The sequence below is a fragment of the Mixta mediterraneensis genome (assembly GCF_014946725.1).
Taxonomy (GTDB): domain Bacteria; phylum Pseudomonadota; class Gammaproteobacteria; order Enterobacterales; family Enterobacteriaceae; genus Pantoea; species Pantoea mediterraneensis.
Genome location: NZ_JACFXY010000005.1, coordinates 224,841 through 240,942, shown reverse-complemented (window position 1 = coordinate 240,942; position 16,102 = coordinate 224,841). Strand labels below are relative to the sequence as shown.

Sequence of the window (16,102 nt, the reverse complement as noted above, 5' to 3'; positions counted from 1 at the left end):
TCTCCAGAACAAATCAGGCTTGCGCTTGTTGATGGGCAAGTTTTTGACGCAGAAGCTTTTTGTCCACTTTGCCGACGGGTGTCAGCGGCAGGGCATCTACACAGATAATACGGTCAGGCAGCTTGAATTCGGCTACGCCCAGCTCGCGCAGATGACGACGCAGCACGACGGGTTTGAGCGGCTGGCTGGCGACAACATAAGCGCAGCTTTTTTCACCCATCAGCTCGTCATTCATTGAAACCAGGGCGGCATGAATCACATCAGGATGGCGATGCAGTAAATTTTCGACCTCTTCCGCCGCAATTTTTTCGCCGCCGCGGTTGATCTGATCTTTTTCACGGCCCTGCACGATGATGTTGCCATCGGGCGTCATCTCAATCAGATCGCCGGAACAATAAAAGCCATTTTCATCAAAGCTCGTCGCGTTGTGTTCCGGGCTGTTGTAATAACCACGGAAGGTGTAAGGACCGCGCGTCATCAGGCGGCCTACCTCACCTACCGGCAGCGGATTACCCTTCTCATCAGCAACCCACACTTCATCATCGGCTGAAATCGGGCGACCCTGGGTCGTCAGAATGGTTTTTTCATCATCATCCAGACGGGTGTAATTAACCAGGCCTTCAGCCATGCCAAACACCTGTTGCAGCTTACAGCCCATTTCAGTCTGAATACGCGCTGCCAGGGTTTCGCCTAATTTCGCTCCGCCAACCTGAATGCGTTGCAGAGAAGCCAGCTGTTTGTTGGTTCCCCACTCCTGAATGGCCTGCAGCCACAAACTAACGGCGGGCGGCACCAGGCCGGGATCGGGAATCTGATGCTTTTCGATCAGGGGGAAACACAGCGTCGCGCTTGGATCGGCCGCCAGAACGATGCGTCCACCGGCATAAAACACGCCAAGCGCACCGGGTGAACTCATCGGGAAGTTGTGCGCAGCGGGCAGGGCGATCAGATAGCGGGTTTCAGCGGTTACGCCGCAAATCTTATCGCTGTCGCGGATGCTGTAATAATAATCATTATGCGTACGCGGGATCAGTTTCGGCGTGCCGGTACTGCCGCCGGAAAGCTGGAAAAATGCCACTTCATCACCCGCGGTTGGTGTTGCGCTGAAATTTTCAGCGGCTTCCGCCAGTAAGGCTTCAAGGGTATTTTCCGGCTGGGTATCGTGATGCAGGATGATCTGCTGAAGCGAAGTATGATCGCGGCAAAGCTGTTCAATAAAGCGATCATCAACAAACAGTGCGTGGCTGCGATCGGCAATCAGCAGCTTCGGCTCAATCTGGTCAGCATACGCGCTGAGCTCGGTCCGTTGATGACTAAACAGCGCATTGACGGGTACAACGCCAATTTTGAACAGGGCAAACAGCGTCAGGTAAAACTCCGCCACGTTACCTAACTGAACCAGCGCGGTATCGCCGTTTTTCAGGCCGCGTCTTTGCAGTGCTGCCGCCAGGTTGTCGCTCATATCGTTGAGCTGACGGTAGCTAAACTGGCGATCACCCTCAATCACCGCCACGGCATCGCTGTTTTTATGGCGCGTGAGAATATCGGTCATCGGTACATCAAGCCAGTACCCTTTTTCGCGGTAACGAGCGGCCAGATCGTCCGGCCAGCGGCTGTATAAGATTGTCATAACCTACCTTTTATTGCAGTCCAAATGCGCGAAGCATTGTGTCGAGTTTGACGCCGGTTTCACGCCATTCTGATTCAGGTTGCGAGTCAGCAACAATCCCTGCCCCGGCAAACAGACGAACACGTGCGCCATTTACCGTGCCGCAGCGGATAGTAACGACCCATTCGCCGTTGCCTTGATCGTCACACCAACCCACAATGCCGCCAAAAAGCTGGCGTTCGAAGGGTTCCAGTTGCTGGATCAGACGTTGCGCACGCTGATGCGGGAAACCGCTCAATGCGGGGGTTGGATGCAGCAGGCAAGCCAGCGATAAAGCATTTTCGTGTTCGTTTAACGCTTCGCCGTCAATTTGTGTCGAGAGATGCCATAAGGTCGAGGTCGTGATCAGCGACGGTACGTTCGGCACCGACAGCAAACGGCTGCGCGATTGCAACGTTTCGCGCATCGCATCGGTAACGAGTTTGTGCTCGTGGCGATCTTTACCGGAATTCATCAGGGTTTCGCCCGCCGCGCGATCCCGTAGACTGTCGCTGTCACGACGTGCCGAACCCGCCAGCGGACAAGAGCTGAAATCCCGCCCTTGCTTGCGCAGCAGCAGTTCCGGGCTGGCGCCAACCAGCGCACCGCCTTGCGGCAGCGGCAAGTGAAAGTGATAACTGGTGGGGTTTTGCGCCACAATACGCTGCATCAGCGCGGCAGTATCAACTGGCTGCCCGGTGACGATATCCATCAGGCGCGACAACACCACTTTGTCCAGCTCGCCTTGCTGGGTGGCAGCGACAGCTTGCGCCACCATATCGGTAAACTCCGCGTGGTCCGGCACGGCGGTACGGCGGCGCACCTGGGGCAGGGCTGCTTCAGCCACCGTTGCAGGCACTTTCAAATCGGCGTGATTAAAGGTTTGATATGTCTCAGGAATAAGCAGTGCAGCAGGCTGGTTGACGTCAAACGGGATTGCACCCACCAGAATCGGGTTGGCGATGCCCTGTTTTCTTGCCGACGCAAAATGGTGCTGCAATTGTTGTTGAAAATTGCCGGTTAACACATCGCCATCTTTAACTGGCGTTGTGATGGTAGTGAAACAACCTTGAGTTGTCAGGCTGCGCCACGGCGAAGTAAACAGAAAGCCCCGACACAGGGCCGAGAAATCCTGCAACAAAGGATTTTCAAACGTCAATGTTTCCACCATAATTTCCACTTATAAATGATAAGAAAATTAATAATGATTATCATTTGTATTGTGGCTCTGTAAGCTACGTTGATTAGCCTGAGGTGTCAATAAATTCGCGGCATTTCTACTGCGTTTTCATGCTAAATCAGCATATCCAGCAGGGTTAATGTCACAGCAAAAGGTGGACTGGATCTTATGTATAAACGTGGTTTTTGCACTTTCATTGTATTTTTCTTCATCAGCAGCGTGCTGTGGAGTCACGCCGCGCAAGCTGAAAACGGCTGGCCGCGCACTATCCAGGGGATCAACGGCAGCGTCACTTTACCGCAGCCACCAAAGCGTATTGTTTCCACTAGCGTTACATTAACCGGCTCCTTACTGGCAATTGACGCGCCGGTGATTGCCAGCGGCGCGACGGCCCCGAATAGTCGCCTTGCCGATGCACAAGGTTTCTTTCGTCAATGGGGAGAGGTCGCGAAACAGCGTGGAGTTAAGCGTTTATATATTGGTGAGCCAAGTGCTGAAGCCATCGCTGCTGAGGCACCTGACTTGATTGTGGTGAGTGCAACCGGTAATGATTCGGCCATTAAATTAGTCGATCAGCTTTCTGCCATCGCGCCAACATTGGTCGTGAATTATGACGACAAAAGCTGGCAGCAGTTAGTTGGCGTACTGGGCGAGGCTACCGGCCATGAAGCGCAAGCGGCAGCGCGTATAAAGGCGTTTGACGAGCGTGAAAATGCATTAAAAAGTAAGCTGACACTGCCGCCTCAACCCGTTTCTGCCATGGTATGGAATGGTGATGGCCGGGCGGTAAATCTGTGGACCGCTGAATCTGCACAGGGCAAGCTATTGCAGCAGCTAGGTTTTGAGTTAGCGACACCGCCCGCCAATATTCAGCAGGGGCACAGCATGGGTCAGCGTAAAGACATCATTCAGCTTTCAGGCGAGAACCTGGCGGCGGGCCTGAACGGTAACAGCTATATGCTATTCGCTGCCGAGGATAAAACCGCTCACGCGGTAATAAATAATCCGTTCCTGGCACAAACGTCGGCGGTGAAAAATAAGCAGGTTTATGCGCTGGGCTTAGAGCCTTTTCGTCTCGATTATTACAGCGCCAGCCGTTTGCTGACGCGTCTGGAACAGTTATTCGTTAAATCATAATTGTTCCGCCAGTGTCGGCGCGGGCGGCTGATACTGGCGTAAGCGCCTCATACCCCGCCACATCAACAGACCCAACAGTGCGGCAGCAAAACCAAACAGGCTTGCCGCCTGTTGCGGTAGCAGCAACGAACCCATTGAACCGATAATGGCAGCACCAATGGCATCGCCGGTGACGTTTTGCGCCGTCCACAGGCTGTTGATTCGTCCCAGCAGCGCATCCGGCGTCAGTGCCTGAATCATGGCGTACTGCACCAGGCTATTGATCGCACTGAAGTAGCCAAACGCTACCAGGCACAGCAATCCCAGCTCAAAAAGCGGCATCAGGCTGAACAGGCCCAGTGCAACAAAGGCGGCAAACGCGCTTGCCAGTATCAGCACGCCGGGACGTGGAGAATGGGCCAGGCGGCCGCTGGCCAACGCGCCGATGGCCGCACCAAGCGGCACCGCCGCATACATCAAACCGAGCTGGTTTATATCGATCTGCCAGTGCGGGGCTAGCGCGGGATAAAGGACGCGTACCGCACTGGCTAACGTCACCAGAGCGCCAATGAATGCCGCCATGCCCACCAGCGGGCTGGCAAACAGAAATTGCACGCCGGTTGCCAGCGCTTTGAGCGGATGTTCACGCGGTTGTGGCGGTGGCGGCAAAGCGGGTAATTTCAACAGCGTTAACACGGTGAGTAATGTCCCGAAAGCGGTTAAACCGTAATTCCACGCCACACTGCCATGCGCGATCACTAATCCGGCAACCGCAGGCGAAAGAATGGACCCGAAGCGCACCGTCAACATGGTAATCGCTCCGGCTTTCATAAGATTTTCACGGCCCACCAGCGCTGGCGTCGCGGCTAATAGCGCCGTAACGCCAATCGCGCCAAAGAAGCCGTCCCACAAACCCAGCACGAACACGGCAACCACTGAAGGGGCAGGCAATAAGGCGTTAATGCATAGCGCGACAAAGCCCAGGCCACAGGTCGAGCGGGCAAAGAGGATCAGGCGGCGACGTTCATAGCGATCGGCTAATACGCCGCCGGTCAGCAGCCCGATAAACATGCCTGCGCCTGCCAGTGTCACTGCTAATCCCACCAACAAGGGTGAATTCGTGAGTTGCTGGATTTGCACCGGCACGGCAACAGCCAGCATGCCCAGTGCGACAATGGAAATAAAGCGCGCAATAAACACGGCGCGAAAAGCGGAATGCGTTTTAAGCAGGCTGAGATCGATAAAGTGGGAGGGTTTGTTCATTTTTTCGCCTTGAAACGCCGATTTTCCTCGTCATCGAGTGAATAAGTCATGGTAACATACAAAAATACGCCTAATAACGATAACAAGTATCATTATCAAAAATGATTTGCCTGCGGTGTCGTTGATCAGTAAAGGTTTAATACGTTATGCGCCAACTTCGTGCGATAGCAGGTTCAGGGATGCTGCTATTGCTGCTTCTTGCGTTCAGTTTAATGCTGGGGGCAAAATCCATTGCCTTTCATGATGTCATCCACGCGCTGCTTTCTGACTGTACCAGCGCCGATTGCGTGATTGTACGTGATGCGCGTTTGCCGCGTACCTTAGCGGGCCTGCTTGCGGGCATTGCGCTGGGGCTTGCTGGTGCGTTGATGCAAAGCCTGACGCGTAATCCACTGGCCGATCCGGGAGTTTTGGGCGTGAATGCCGGGGCGGGCTTTGCCATCGTGATTGGCATTGCGCTGTTTGGTGCCGATTCGCCGCTCGACTGGCTCGGCTTTGCCTTTGCGGGTGCGCTGATCGCTTCTCTGCTGGTGACATTAATCGGCGCGCCTGGCGGCGGTCGTGTCAATCCGGTTTGCCTGACATTAGCGGGTGTGGCGCTTGGGGCGGTGCTGGAAGGCTTAACTTCCGGTTTATCTTTGCTTAATCCTGACATTTACGATCATCTGCGCTTCTGGCACAGCGGTTCGCTTGATATACGTAATTTTGCCATGTTGAAAACGACGATTCCGGCGGTTGTGATTGGCGGCGTGATAGCGTTACTGCTGGCAAGGTCGTTAAATAGCCTGAGCATGGGCGGGGACATGGCAACCGCGCTCGGTACACGCGTAGTCCGCACTCAGCTTTTTGGGTTGCTGGCGATTGCCTTGCTGAGCGGCGCGGCCACGGCCGCCGTTGGGCCGATTGCTTTTGTTGGTCTGATGACGCCGCACCTGGCGCGCTGGCTGGTGGGTAATGATCATCGCTGGCTGCTGCCCGGCACCTTATTTATGACGCCTTGTCTGCTGTTGGCTGCTGATATTCTGGGCCGTATTCTGGTGCCGGGGGAACTGCGCGTGTCTGTTGTCACCGCGATTCTTGGCGCGCCAGCGTTAATTATTCTGGTACGACGCAAACTGGGCAGAGGACAAGTATGAGCAGGGTGATGATCAACAGCGTCGGCCTGCTACTGGTGTGCATGCTGCTGTCATTTTTCGCCATAACGCGCGGGGCATTGCCGATCTCCGCTGAGCAGTTGTGGCAGGTCATTAGCGGGGATGCGCCCAGTAATATTCAGCTGATTGTGGTTGAGTGGCGTTTGCCGCGCGTATTAATGGCGCTGTTAACGGGCGCGGCGCTCGGCATCAGCGGGGCGATTTTTCAGTCGCTATTGCGTAATCCGCTTGGCAGCCCGGACATTTTGGGTTTTAACACTGGCGCTTACAGCGGGGTGTTAGTGGCGCTCGTGCTGTTTCAGCAGAACATTGAAGGTATGACGCTGGCAGCGCTACTGGGAGGATTGATTACCGCAGCCGTGGTTTATCTGTTTGCCTGGCGAAACGGCGTTGACACTTTTCGACTGATTATTGTCGGGATAAGCGTGCGCGCCTTGTTAATGGCACTCAATAGCTGGCTGATTATCAGCGCCTCGCTGGAAGCGGCGCTCAGTGCGGGTTTGTGGAGCGCCGGATCGCTGAACGGTATAACCTGGGCCAGAACGACGCCGGTGATTATTGTCTTGCTGCTGGCTATGGGGGTAACGGCGTTGTTAGCGCGACGTATGCGCCTGCTGGAAATGGGGGACGACACGGCTTGCGCACTGGGCGTACCGGTTGAGCGCAGCCGTATCTGGCTGATGCTGCTGGGTGTGGTATTAACCGCCGCGTCCACGGCGCTGGTCGGTCCCATTTCATTTATTGCCCTGCTGGCCCCGCAAATCGCTCGTCGCCTGGGGGGCGGTGTCAAAGGTATCTTGCCGCTTGCGGCCTTGTGTGGCGCGCTATTGCTGACGGCTGCGGATTACGCTGCGCAGCACTTTTTCCTGCCTTATCAATTACCGGTTGGCGTAATTACTGTCAGCCTTGGCGGGCTTTATCTGATTGCTCTACTGGTGCGGGAGGCGCGACACCAATGACCATAACCTCACGATTACAGGGTGATGCGCTGACGCTGGGTTACGATAAAAAAATCGTGGCGGAAAATCTGTCGGTGGCAATTCCCGATGGGGAGCTGACAGTGATTATCGGTCCCAATGCCTGCGGTAAATCCACGCTATTACGCACGTTAAGTCGCCTGGCCAGCCCGCTAAAAGGGCATGTCATGCTGGATGGTGAAGCCATCGCGCACTACGCAACGAAAGACGTGGCGCGCCGCCTGGGCCTGCTGCCGCAAAGTTCTCATGCGCCTGCCGGGATCAGCGTCAGCGAACTGGTTGCGCGTGGGCGCTATCCGCATCAGCCCTTGTTTGGTCGCTGGCGAAAAGAAGATGAAGTAGCAGTGCAGCAGGCAATGCTGGCAACCGGTGTCGCCGATTTGGGGAATCAGCAGGTGGATACGCTTTCTGGCGGCCAGCGACAGCGTGTCTGGATTGCCATGGTGCTGGCACAACAAACGCCGCTGCTGCTGCTGGATGAACCCACCACCTGGCTGGATATTACCCATCAGATTGAACTGCTGGAATTAATGCAGGATTTGAATCAACAGCACGGACGCACGCTCGTGGTAGTACTGCATGATCTTAATCAGGCTTGCCGTTATGCCACGCATCTGATTGCGATGCGTCACGGAAAAATCATTGCCGAAGGCAGGCCCAGCGAAATTATTACGCCGACGCTGATTGAATCCATTTATGGCTTACGCTGCGTGATTATTGAGGATCCGGTCGCTCACACCCCAATGATTGTGCCGCTGGGACGACAGAATGAATGAAAAAGGGCGGAAATCTCCGCCCGTAATAATCAAAACCGGGCTAACAGCTGCTGCAAGCGCGGACCAATCTGTTCAAACATGCGTGGCGAGATAATATCAACATGCGCACAATCCAGCGGCCATACTTCCAGCTCTGCCACATATGGCGCCCAGGCGCGATGCGCATCCTGGCCTGGTTGCTGTGTCTGCCTGGCTAAGAATAGCGTAGCGCGACCATTGAAACGCGCACTGCGCGCCGTTGCCAGCAAGCGTACCGAGCTGGCGTAGTTAGCTTCAATGGTATTAAACATTGCCTCCATGCCTTCACCCGCCTGCTGACGCTGTGCAGCGATAAACTGCTCGCGCTCGCGATTGACCTCTTCCAGTACCGCCGGATCCAGCACGTTTTCACCGCGCTTCTCGTCCCAGTTCTGGGTTTCTGGTGGCCAGGTATCGAGCAGGCCAAGAAACGCAACGTCTTCCCCGCGCGCCTCAAGACGAGCCGCAATACCTTGCGCTAAAGTGCCACCCAGGGAATAGCCGATGAAATAGTAAGGACCATGAGGCTGCTGCTGTAAAATTGTGGCCAGATGCGCATCGCACATCTCATCTAGATGTCCGCCCTGATTGAGTGGACTGTCAACATCGGGTGATTGTATGCCCATCAGCGACCAGCGTTTATCCAGATAACGTTGTAATACGCTGAATTGCCAGGCAAAACCGGAGGCGGGGTGGAAGCAGAACAGCGTTGGGCCAGCGCCTTTTCGTAGCGGCAGCACCGCTTCAAACCCTGCGCGTCCAGCTGCGGCATCTTCGCTGCTCAGCAAGGCGGCGAGTTTTTCCACTGTCGAGGCCACCATAATTTGCCCGACAGAAACGGGCTGATTCAGGCTACGTCGCAACTGTGCTGCGAGGCGCATTGCTAACAGCGAATGACCACCAAGGGCAAAAAAGTCGTCCTGAGCGCCAATATTGTCACGTTCCAGCAAGGCTGCAAACGCCTTTGCAAGCGTGGTTTCCAGGCCAGGATGGGGTGGGCGCCCCGCTTCTGCGGCACGGCTTTGCGGCAGCGGCAACGCTTTGCGATCCAGCTTGCCGTTGCTGCTGAGCGGGAAAACCTCTAGCTGCACGATGGCTACCGGCACCATGTGCGCGGGTAATTGCGCGGCAAGGGCTTTACGCATTGCTTCTTGATCAACTGGCTGGTTGGCGACGACATAGCCAACCAGCTGTCGCGCATCGCCTTGCTGCGCTGAGCTGCCGCCCAGCACCACGGCGTGCGTAACCGCTTGCTCCACGCCAGGCAGGGCAGCAAGCGCATGGTCGATCTCATTCAGTTCAATACGCTGACCACGGATCTTTAACTGATCGTCGCTACGCCCAGATATTCCACCGCACCATTTGACAGCCAGCGCGCCACATCGCCTGTGCGGTACATGCGCGTGCCGTTACTATAAGGATCGGCGACAAAGCGGCTGGCAGTCAGATCGGGGCGATCAAGATACCCGTGCGCCAACTGGATACCGGTCAGATAAAGATCGCCTGCCACGCCCGGCGGAACGAGCTGTAAGCCTGCATCAAGAATGTGTAAGCCGGTATTCCAGACCGGGAAGCCGATGGGCACGCTGGCGCCCTCAACCGCGGCCAGTTCAGCACCGAAGGCCGGATAATAACTGACATCCACCGCCGCTTCGGTTGGGCCATACAAATTATGCAGCTCGATTTGCGTAAGCGCTTGCCATTGCCGTGACAGCTCGGTTGGCAACGCTTCGCCGCTACAGAATACGCGCCGCAAGCTGGCACAATGCGCCACGGCGGTTTTGTCCTGCAACGAGGCAACAAAGGCCGCTAACATTGATGGCACAAAGTGTGTCGTGGTAACGCGAAAATGGGCGAATAGCTGTTGCAACGCTTCTGGATCACGGTGCGCATCCGGCGGGGCCATCACCAGTTGTGCACCTACCGTTAACGGCCAGAAAAACTCCCAGACAGAAACGTCGAAACTGCCTGGAGTTTTTTGTAATACCACATCGTCAGCGGCGAGCGGATAGTGATCCTGCATCCACATCAGTCGATTGACAATCGCTTCATGGCCCACCAGCACGCCTTTCGGGCGCCCCGTAGAGCCGGAGGTATAAATAATGTAAGCCCCATCCTGCGGGCGCGGCATTTGTGACATGCTCTCAGCTACGGGCGTCAGCAGTGCATCGTAGAACATCGCTTCTACCGGCGAAATAGCAGCCAGACGATCGGCTAATTCACGGCTGGTAATCAGCGTTTTTGGTGCGGCGTCTGCCAGCATTAGCTGTAGACGATCGTCTGGATAGCCGGTATCCAGGGGTAAATAGGCTGCGCCAACGCGAATGATCGCCTGCAATGACAGCGACAGAAATACCGAGCGCGGCAGCGCCACGGCGACAATATCGCCGCGCTGAACGCCTCTGGCGATAAGTTGCTGCGCTAGCGCCTGAACCTGTTGCTGCATTTCCTGATAATTTAGCTGGTGACACGCATCAGACAGCGCCGGTGCATAGGGGGTCCGCTGCGCCTGCCTGATAAGCAGACTGCATAAGGTTTCGGCGGGTAAGGCTACCCCGGTTTGATTGATCGCTGTCAGCTGCTGATGTTCATCCGGCATCAACAGATCCAGCTCGCCACAGGCTCGTTCTGGCTGTGTCGCTAGCTGTTTCAGCAGCAGAGGGAAGCGGTTAAGATGCTGCTTCAGCATGCTTTCGCTGTAGCGTTCGGCATTTGCCAGCAGCTCAATCGTTAAATCACCCTGTTCGCTGAGGTAAATGGCGATTTCTAAATCGCGTACCGGGCCGGAAGCCAGCTGATGCGTGATACCCTTAATGCCAGCGAAATCCAGCCGGTAATCAAACATTTTAAGGTTGATTACCGGGCCATAAAGCGGATCGCTATCACCCAGACGACCTAAATCGCGCTGTACCTGTTCAGCGTCAAAGCGCTGATGGCGACGCATTTTCTTTACTTCCTTCGCCAGCTGCATGGCCAGCGCGCTTAATGGCTGTGCGGGATCGTAATGCAGTGCCATTGGCAGCACGTTGATCACCGGACCGGTGGCGCACAGCGCGGCCGAGCCAATACGGCGCATAAAGATAAAGCCTGCGGCAAAATCGTTTTGCCCGCTCAGGCGCGCCAGCCACAGCGCCACCAGCGCAAAGGCGGTATCTGCTGCGCTGAGATGATGTTGTTGGGTGTGTGATAACAGCGTCTGGAAGAAAGGGCGATCCAGCGCCAGTTCCAGACGCAGCAGATCGGTGCTGGCGCTTTGCCCGGCTAATGGCTGCGTAGACAGCGAGGCGGGGGGCGGTAGCTGAGCGCCTTTTTCGCGCCAGAACGCACGGTCGCGCTGCCAGGTGGCGGATTCCTGATAGCGCTGATACTCCTCAACCACTTCACTGAAGGCCACAAAAGGGGTGGGTTCCGGCAGGTCTTTACGCTGCCAGGCGCTATACAGACTGGCGATACGGCGAGTCAGAGCGGTAAAACTAAAACCATCGACCACCAGATGGTGATAACGCTGATACCAATACCAGTGTTGATCGCCCAGGCGTATCAGGCTGTGATGATAAAGTGGCGCACCGCTTAACACGCGCAGATCGCTGGACATATCCTGACGCATCAGCGCACGCGCAGCAGTATCGGGATGGGCTTCATGACGCAAATCAATGATTTTCGGCTCGCTAAACGCCTGGGGGGCAGACCACTGTTGTGGCTCGCCATCCTGTTCGCCAAACGCCATATTCAGCGTATCCGCTTCCTTCATGCCGGCAACGATAGCTTTAGCTAACAGCGCACTGTCCAAATCGCCACGCAACTCAATAAAGTGCGCCACCGCATAGGCGTTGTGATGCTTCGACAGCTGATCGGCAATCCAGATCCCAGGCTGCGCGGCAACCAACGGCAGCGTATTGATTTTGGTGCGGTTTCGGCTCATCAGAGTTTCAGACATTGTCGCTCCGGTTTGTGTTTTCAGTCACCGGACGAATGTCGCGCCAGTTCTCATTCAACCAGCTCAGGCAGATTGCCTGCGGTTGCGGACCAAATACGGTTTGCCATCCGAGTGGAAGCGCCTTAAAGGCGGGCCACAAACTGTATTGCTGCTGCGCATTTTGCAGCACGTGACAATCCAGTTGCGGATCGTCAAACGGGTTCAGGTGTTGCATGTCTGTCTCCTGCTCGTAAAAGGCGAGCGAGATAAGCGAATTACAGGTATTGCCACATTGCTTTCAGTCCGTTCAGCAGGCCGCCGCGCCAGCAAAGCGCGTCGTGGCCGCCTTCGACCGGATGATAATTAACCTGATGTCCGGTGGAAATCAGGTCTTTTTGAAGTTGTTGATTCGCCGCCAGTATCAGGCGCTCGCGCTTGCCCGCTTCAAGATAAAAGCGGCGCGGCGCGGCGGCCAGTAAACCTTGTTGTAACTGTTGCGGTAGCCAGCCGTTGGCATTGCCACGCTCGGGCCACCAGAAAGAGCCCGATAAGCGACCGCTGCGCCAAAGGTGTCAGGCCAACGCAACGTCGCATAGACCGATGACAATCCACCAAAGCTTTGTCCTGCGACGACGGTATTAACTGCGTCGCGACGATGCGCGGCCCATTGCTGGACTTGTGGTAGCAGCTCTTCCTGAATCGCCAGCCAGAAATCGGGATTACAGGTCAGTTCACGGGTGCGGTGCTCACGATCGATGATGTCAATCATCACATAGACCGCAGGTGGCAGTTCGCCCGCGTCGGTGAGCTGCTGTAACGGCCCGGCGATGGGCATCGTATCGGCCCAGAACTGTCCGTCCAGCAGCAGCGCGAGCGGGCGATTTTCCGGCTGGGCATCGTGGGTGGTGTAAATCCATATTGAGCGCTGATTGCCTAAGCGTTCGCTGCGCCAGATGTAATGCTGCAACGGCAGCATCGGCGCCTTGCCTTCATCAGTCGCGCGCCAGACATCCTGATTAGGCGACTGCGGCAGATGCAGCGGAGAGACGCTCATCCCGCGTCCGCCAGACCAGCTGCGTAAACGATTGAGTGGATCGCTTTGCGCGGTAGGGAATTTATCGCGCCACCAGTTACGCAGCGTTTGCATATCGGGCTGACCCTGAAAGGCAACGGGCTGTGCGTCGGGCATCAGGCAGTAGCTGCCACGCCAGGTGGCGGGCAAAAGGGTTTGCCAGAACCAGACATCGGTATCAGGTACGCGGGCTAAAGAGACAGGAGCGGCTGACTGATGATGATCTGTCACGCCAGTGATATTGATCCAGACGCGTTGTATTGCTGACTGAGACTGGGTGCCGTGCGGGTCGCGCCAAAAGAATGTGACCTGACAATCACCGGTTTCATGGGACTCAATGAAGGGGATACCGCGCTGTTGTTGTTCCTGCCACCAGCCTTCACTACCGGTCATTTCATTTAACCACGTCATACATACCATCAGCCGATTACTGCGCATTGTTACTTGCAAGAATGTTATAAATAATACTATTGATAATTATTTGCATTTGCAATAGGGTGTTTCCGCTCTATGGGGAGCGCGCGCGTTCCGTCTACCGCATCGGCTTTAATAAAGAGACGATGTTCTCCACAGGACGGCCCGGTCAGATCTGGAATGCGTAGCAGGCAAGGTAAATCACCTTTCACCGGCGCGCCAGTGGTTATAATGCTGCTGGCAATCCAGGAACAAATAAAATGAAAAAATTATCACGGCTTTCATTAGCCATTCTGCTTGAACTCGGTCTGGCCGCGTCTTTTATTCCCGCAGCAACCGCCACGGAAACAACGACCGAATCAACAAATTCCAGCGATACAACTGACACCGTTGAGGCTGACGGTGGAACCATGGTAGTTAACGCAGCAGAACAAACGCTGCAGGCACCAGGCGTTTCTACTATTACTTCTGACGAAATCAAAAAACGTCCACCAGCACGTGATGTCTCTGAAATCATTCGCACCATGCCGGGGGTAAACCTCACCGGAAATTCGACCAGCGGCCAGCGTGGTAACAACCGTCAAATTGATATTCGCGGTATGGGACCGGAAAATACCCTGATTCTGATAGATGGTCTGCCGGTGACCAGCCGCAATTCGGTGCGCCTTGGCTGGCGTGGCGAGCGTGATACGCGGGGGGATACCAGTTGGGTACCACCGGAAATGATCGACCGTATAGAAGTTATACGTGGACCGGCGGCGGCGCGTTACGGTAATGGCGCTGCGGGCGGGGTGGTAAATATCATCACGAAGAAAGATACCAACGAATGGCACGGTTCATGGAATACCTATTTTAACGCGCCAGCGCACAAGGAAGAGGGCTCAACCAAACGCACCAACTTCAGCTTGTCAGGCCCACTGGGCGATGACTTCAGCTTTCGCTTGTATGGCGGATTAGCGAAAACGCAGGCTGATGCGCGATTCATTAATGAAGGACATCAGTCGCTGCGCACCGGAACGTATGCCACAACCGTTCCGGCGGGCCGTGAAGGGGTAATCAATAAAGATATTAATGCGCTGCTGCGCTGGGCTTTTGCGCCGATGCAGGCCCTGGAGTTTGAAGCGGGTTACAGCCGTCAGGGCAATCTGTATGCCGGCGATACCCAAAACACCAACACCAGCGCATTAGTGCAGAGCAAATATGGTGATGAGACTAACCGTTTGTATCGTCAAAACTTTGCGGTGACCTGGACAGGCGCATGGGATAACGGTATCAGCACCCGCACTTATGCGCAGTATGAAAACACCCGTAATTCACGCATGAATGAAGGTCTGGCGGGCGGAACGGAAGGCATCTTCTCTGATGATGGATTCACGACTATCCAGCTGGATGATGTTTTGCTGCACAGCGAAGTGAGTGTGCCGTTTGAGCTGGTATTCAATCAAACCGCGACCATCGGCACGGAATGGAACCAGCAGCGTATGAAGGACAGCTCTTCAAATAGCCAGTCACTGGCGGGTGGCAATATTGAAGGCTTAACCAGCGGCACGCGTAGTCCTTATTCACAGGCTGAAATCTTTTCGCTGTTTGCAGAAGACAACATGGAAGTCACCGACAGCACCATGCTGACGCCAGCGTTGCGCTTTGATCATCACTCGATTGTCGGCAATAACTGGAGTCCGTCGCTGAACCTGTCACAGGGTTTAGGCGACGACTTTACGCTGAAGCTCGGTATTGCGCGCGCTTATAAAGCGCCCAGCCTGTATCAAACCAACCCTAACTACGTGCTTTATAGCCGTGGTCAGGGATGTGCCGCCAGCGCAGGGGCCTGCTACCTGATAGGTAACGACGACCTGAAAGCCGAAACCAGTATTAACAAAGAAATTGGGCTGGAGTGGAAACACGAAGGCTATCAGGCTGGTGTCACCTGGTTCCGTAACGACTATCGCAACAAAATCGAAGCAGGTTATTTGCCTGAAGGAACGTCGAGCACTGGCACTACCGATGTCTATAAGTGGGAAAACGTACCGAAAGCGGTGGTTGAGGGTCTGGAAGGCACATTGAATATTCCTTTCTCCGATACGGTGAAATGGAACAATAACATCACCTAGATGCTGCAGAGTAAGAACAAGGAAACCGGCGATCGTTTGTCGATTATCCCGGAATATACGCTGAACTCTTCACTGAGCTGGCAGGCAACGCAGGATCTGTCGCTGCAAACGACGCTGACGTGGTACGGCACACAGACACCGAAAAAATATAACTACAAAGGGGAGGCGGTCACCGGCAGCGAAAAAGACGAAGTTAGTCCTTACTCTGTCGTGGGTATGAGTGGAACCTATGACATCAATAAATATGCCAGCGTTACGGTCGGTATTGATAATCTGTTCGATAAGCGCCATTTCCGCGAAGGCAATGCGCAGACGACCGGTAACGCAACCACCGGGGCGTATATGTATGGCGCAGGTGCCAACACTTATAACGACGCGGGACGAACGTACTACATGAGTGTGAATACGCACTTCTAAGCAGCAAAAAAACGCAGCGGCTAACAAGTCCGCTGCGTTA

8 protein-coding genes and 3 pseudogenes are annotated in these 16,102 nt (G+C 55.1%); 5 read left to right on the top strand and 6 right to left on the bottom strand.

The window, feature by feature from the left end; all coding sequences use genetic code 11:
* Nucleotides 1-13: 13 nt before the first annotated feature.
* Both H2P46_RS11575 and H2P46_RS11570 read right to left on the bottom strand, forming a co-directional pair.
* Nucleotides 14-1,630: a (2,3-dihydroxybenzoyl)adenylate synthase gene (locus H2P46_RS11575; protein WP_193405197.1), complete on the bottom strand. Its 1,617-nt coding sequence runs from the start codon at nucleotides 1,628-1,630 to the stop codon at nucleotides 14-16.
* A 10-nt stretch (nucleotides 1,631-1,640) separates the two neighbouring features.
* Entirely contained in the window at nucleotides 1,641-2,819 is a 1,179-nt protein-coding gene (locus H2P46_RS11570) for an isochorismate synthase (protein WP_193405196.1), read from the bottom strand.
* Between the two features lie 177 nt (nucleotides 2,820-2,996).
* Between H2P46_RS11570 and fepB the strand changes: the two genes are divergently transcribed.
* Nucleotides 2,997-3,965 carry a Fe2+-enterobactin ABC transporter substrate-binding protein gene (fepB, locus tag H2P46_RS11565; protein ID WP_193405195.1) on the top strand — a complete coding sequence of 323 codons (969 nt, stop codon included), beginning with the start codon at nucleotides 2,997-2,999 and terminating at the stop codon, nucleotides 3,963-3,965.
* On the opposite strand, the gene entS is transcribed toward fepB, so the two are convergent.
* Nucleotides 3,960-5,207, bottom strand: coding sequence for an enterobactin transporter EntS (gene entS / locus H2P46_RS11560; protein ID WP_193405194.1), 1,248 nt, complete (start codon nucleotides 5,205-5,207; stop codon nucleotides 3,960-3,962). The genes fepB and entS overlap by 6 nt on opposite strands.
* 146 nt (nucleotides 5,208-5,353) lie before the next feature.
* On the opposite strand from entS, the gene fepD reads away from it, so the two are divergent.
* The 3 genes from fepD to H2P46_RS11545 are packed head-to-tail and all read left to right on the top strand — an operon-like array spanning nucleotide 5,354 to nucleotide 8,114.
* Nucleotides 5,354-6,343 carry a Fe(3+)-siderophore ABC transporter permease gene (gene fepD / locus H2P46_RS11555; protein ID WP_193405193.1) on the top strand — a complete coding sequence of 330 codons (990 nt, stop codon included), beginning with the start codon at nucleotides 5,354-5,356 and terminating at the stop codon, nucleotides 6,341-6,343.
* On the top strand, nucleotides 6,340-7,320 hold the full coding sequence (gene fepG / locus H2P46_RS11550; protein ID WP_193405192.1) for an iron-enterobactin ABC transporter permease: 981 nt from the start codon (nucleotides 6,340-6,342) through the stop codon (nucleotides 7,318-7,320). Before fepD ends, fepG begins: the two co-directional genes overlap by 4 nt.
* Nucleotides 7,317-8,114 carry an ATP-binding cassette domain-containing protein gene (locus H2P46_RS11545; RefSeq protein WP_193405191.1) on the top strand — a complete coding sequence of 266 codons (798 nt, stop codon included), beginning with the start codon at nucleotides 7,317-7,319 and terminating at the stop codon, nucleotides 8,112-8,114. The genes fepG and H2P46_RS11545 overlap by 4 nt, the downstream gene beginning before the upstream one ends.
* A 29-nt stretch (nucleotides 8,115-8,143) precedes the next feature.
* Here H2P46_RS11545 and H2P46_RS11540 read toward each other — a convergent pair.
* From H2P46_RS11540 to fes, 3 genes and pseudogenes are all read right to left on the bottom strand, one after another.
* Nucleotides 8,144-12,069 (bottom strand): annotated as a pseudogene (locus tag H2P46_RS11540) (amino acid adenylation domain-containing protein).
* Nucleotides 12,062-12,283 (bottom strand): MbtH family protein, encoded by a 222-nt coding sequence (locus H2P46_RS11535; RefSeq protein ID WP_193405190.1) that lies wholly within the window; start codon nucleotides 12,281-12,283, stop codon nucleotides 12,062-12,064. Before H2P46_RS11535 ends, H2P46_RS11540 begins: the two are co-directional and overlap by 8 nt.
* Nucleotides 12,284-12,323: 40 nt before the next feature.
* A pseudogene (fes, locus tag H2P46_RS11530) lies at nucleotides 12,324-13,540 on the bottom strand (enterochelin esterase).
* A 254-nt stretch (nucleotides 13,541-13,794) separates the two neighbouring features.
* On the opposite strand from fes, the pseudogene H2P46_RS11525 reads away from it, so the two are divergent.
* A pseudogene (locus tag H2P46_RS11525) lies at nucleotides 13,795-16,062 on the top strand (TonB-dependent siderophore receptor).
* Nucleotides 16,063-16,102 lie beyond the last annotated feature (40 nt).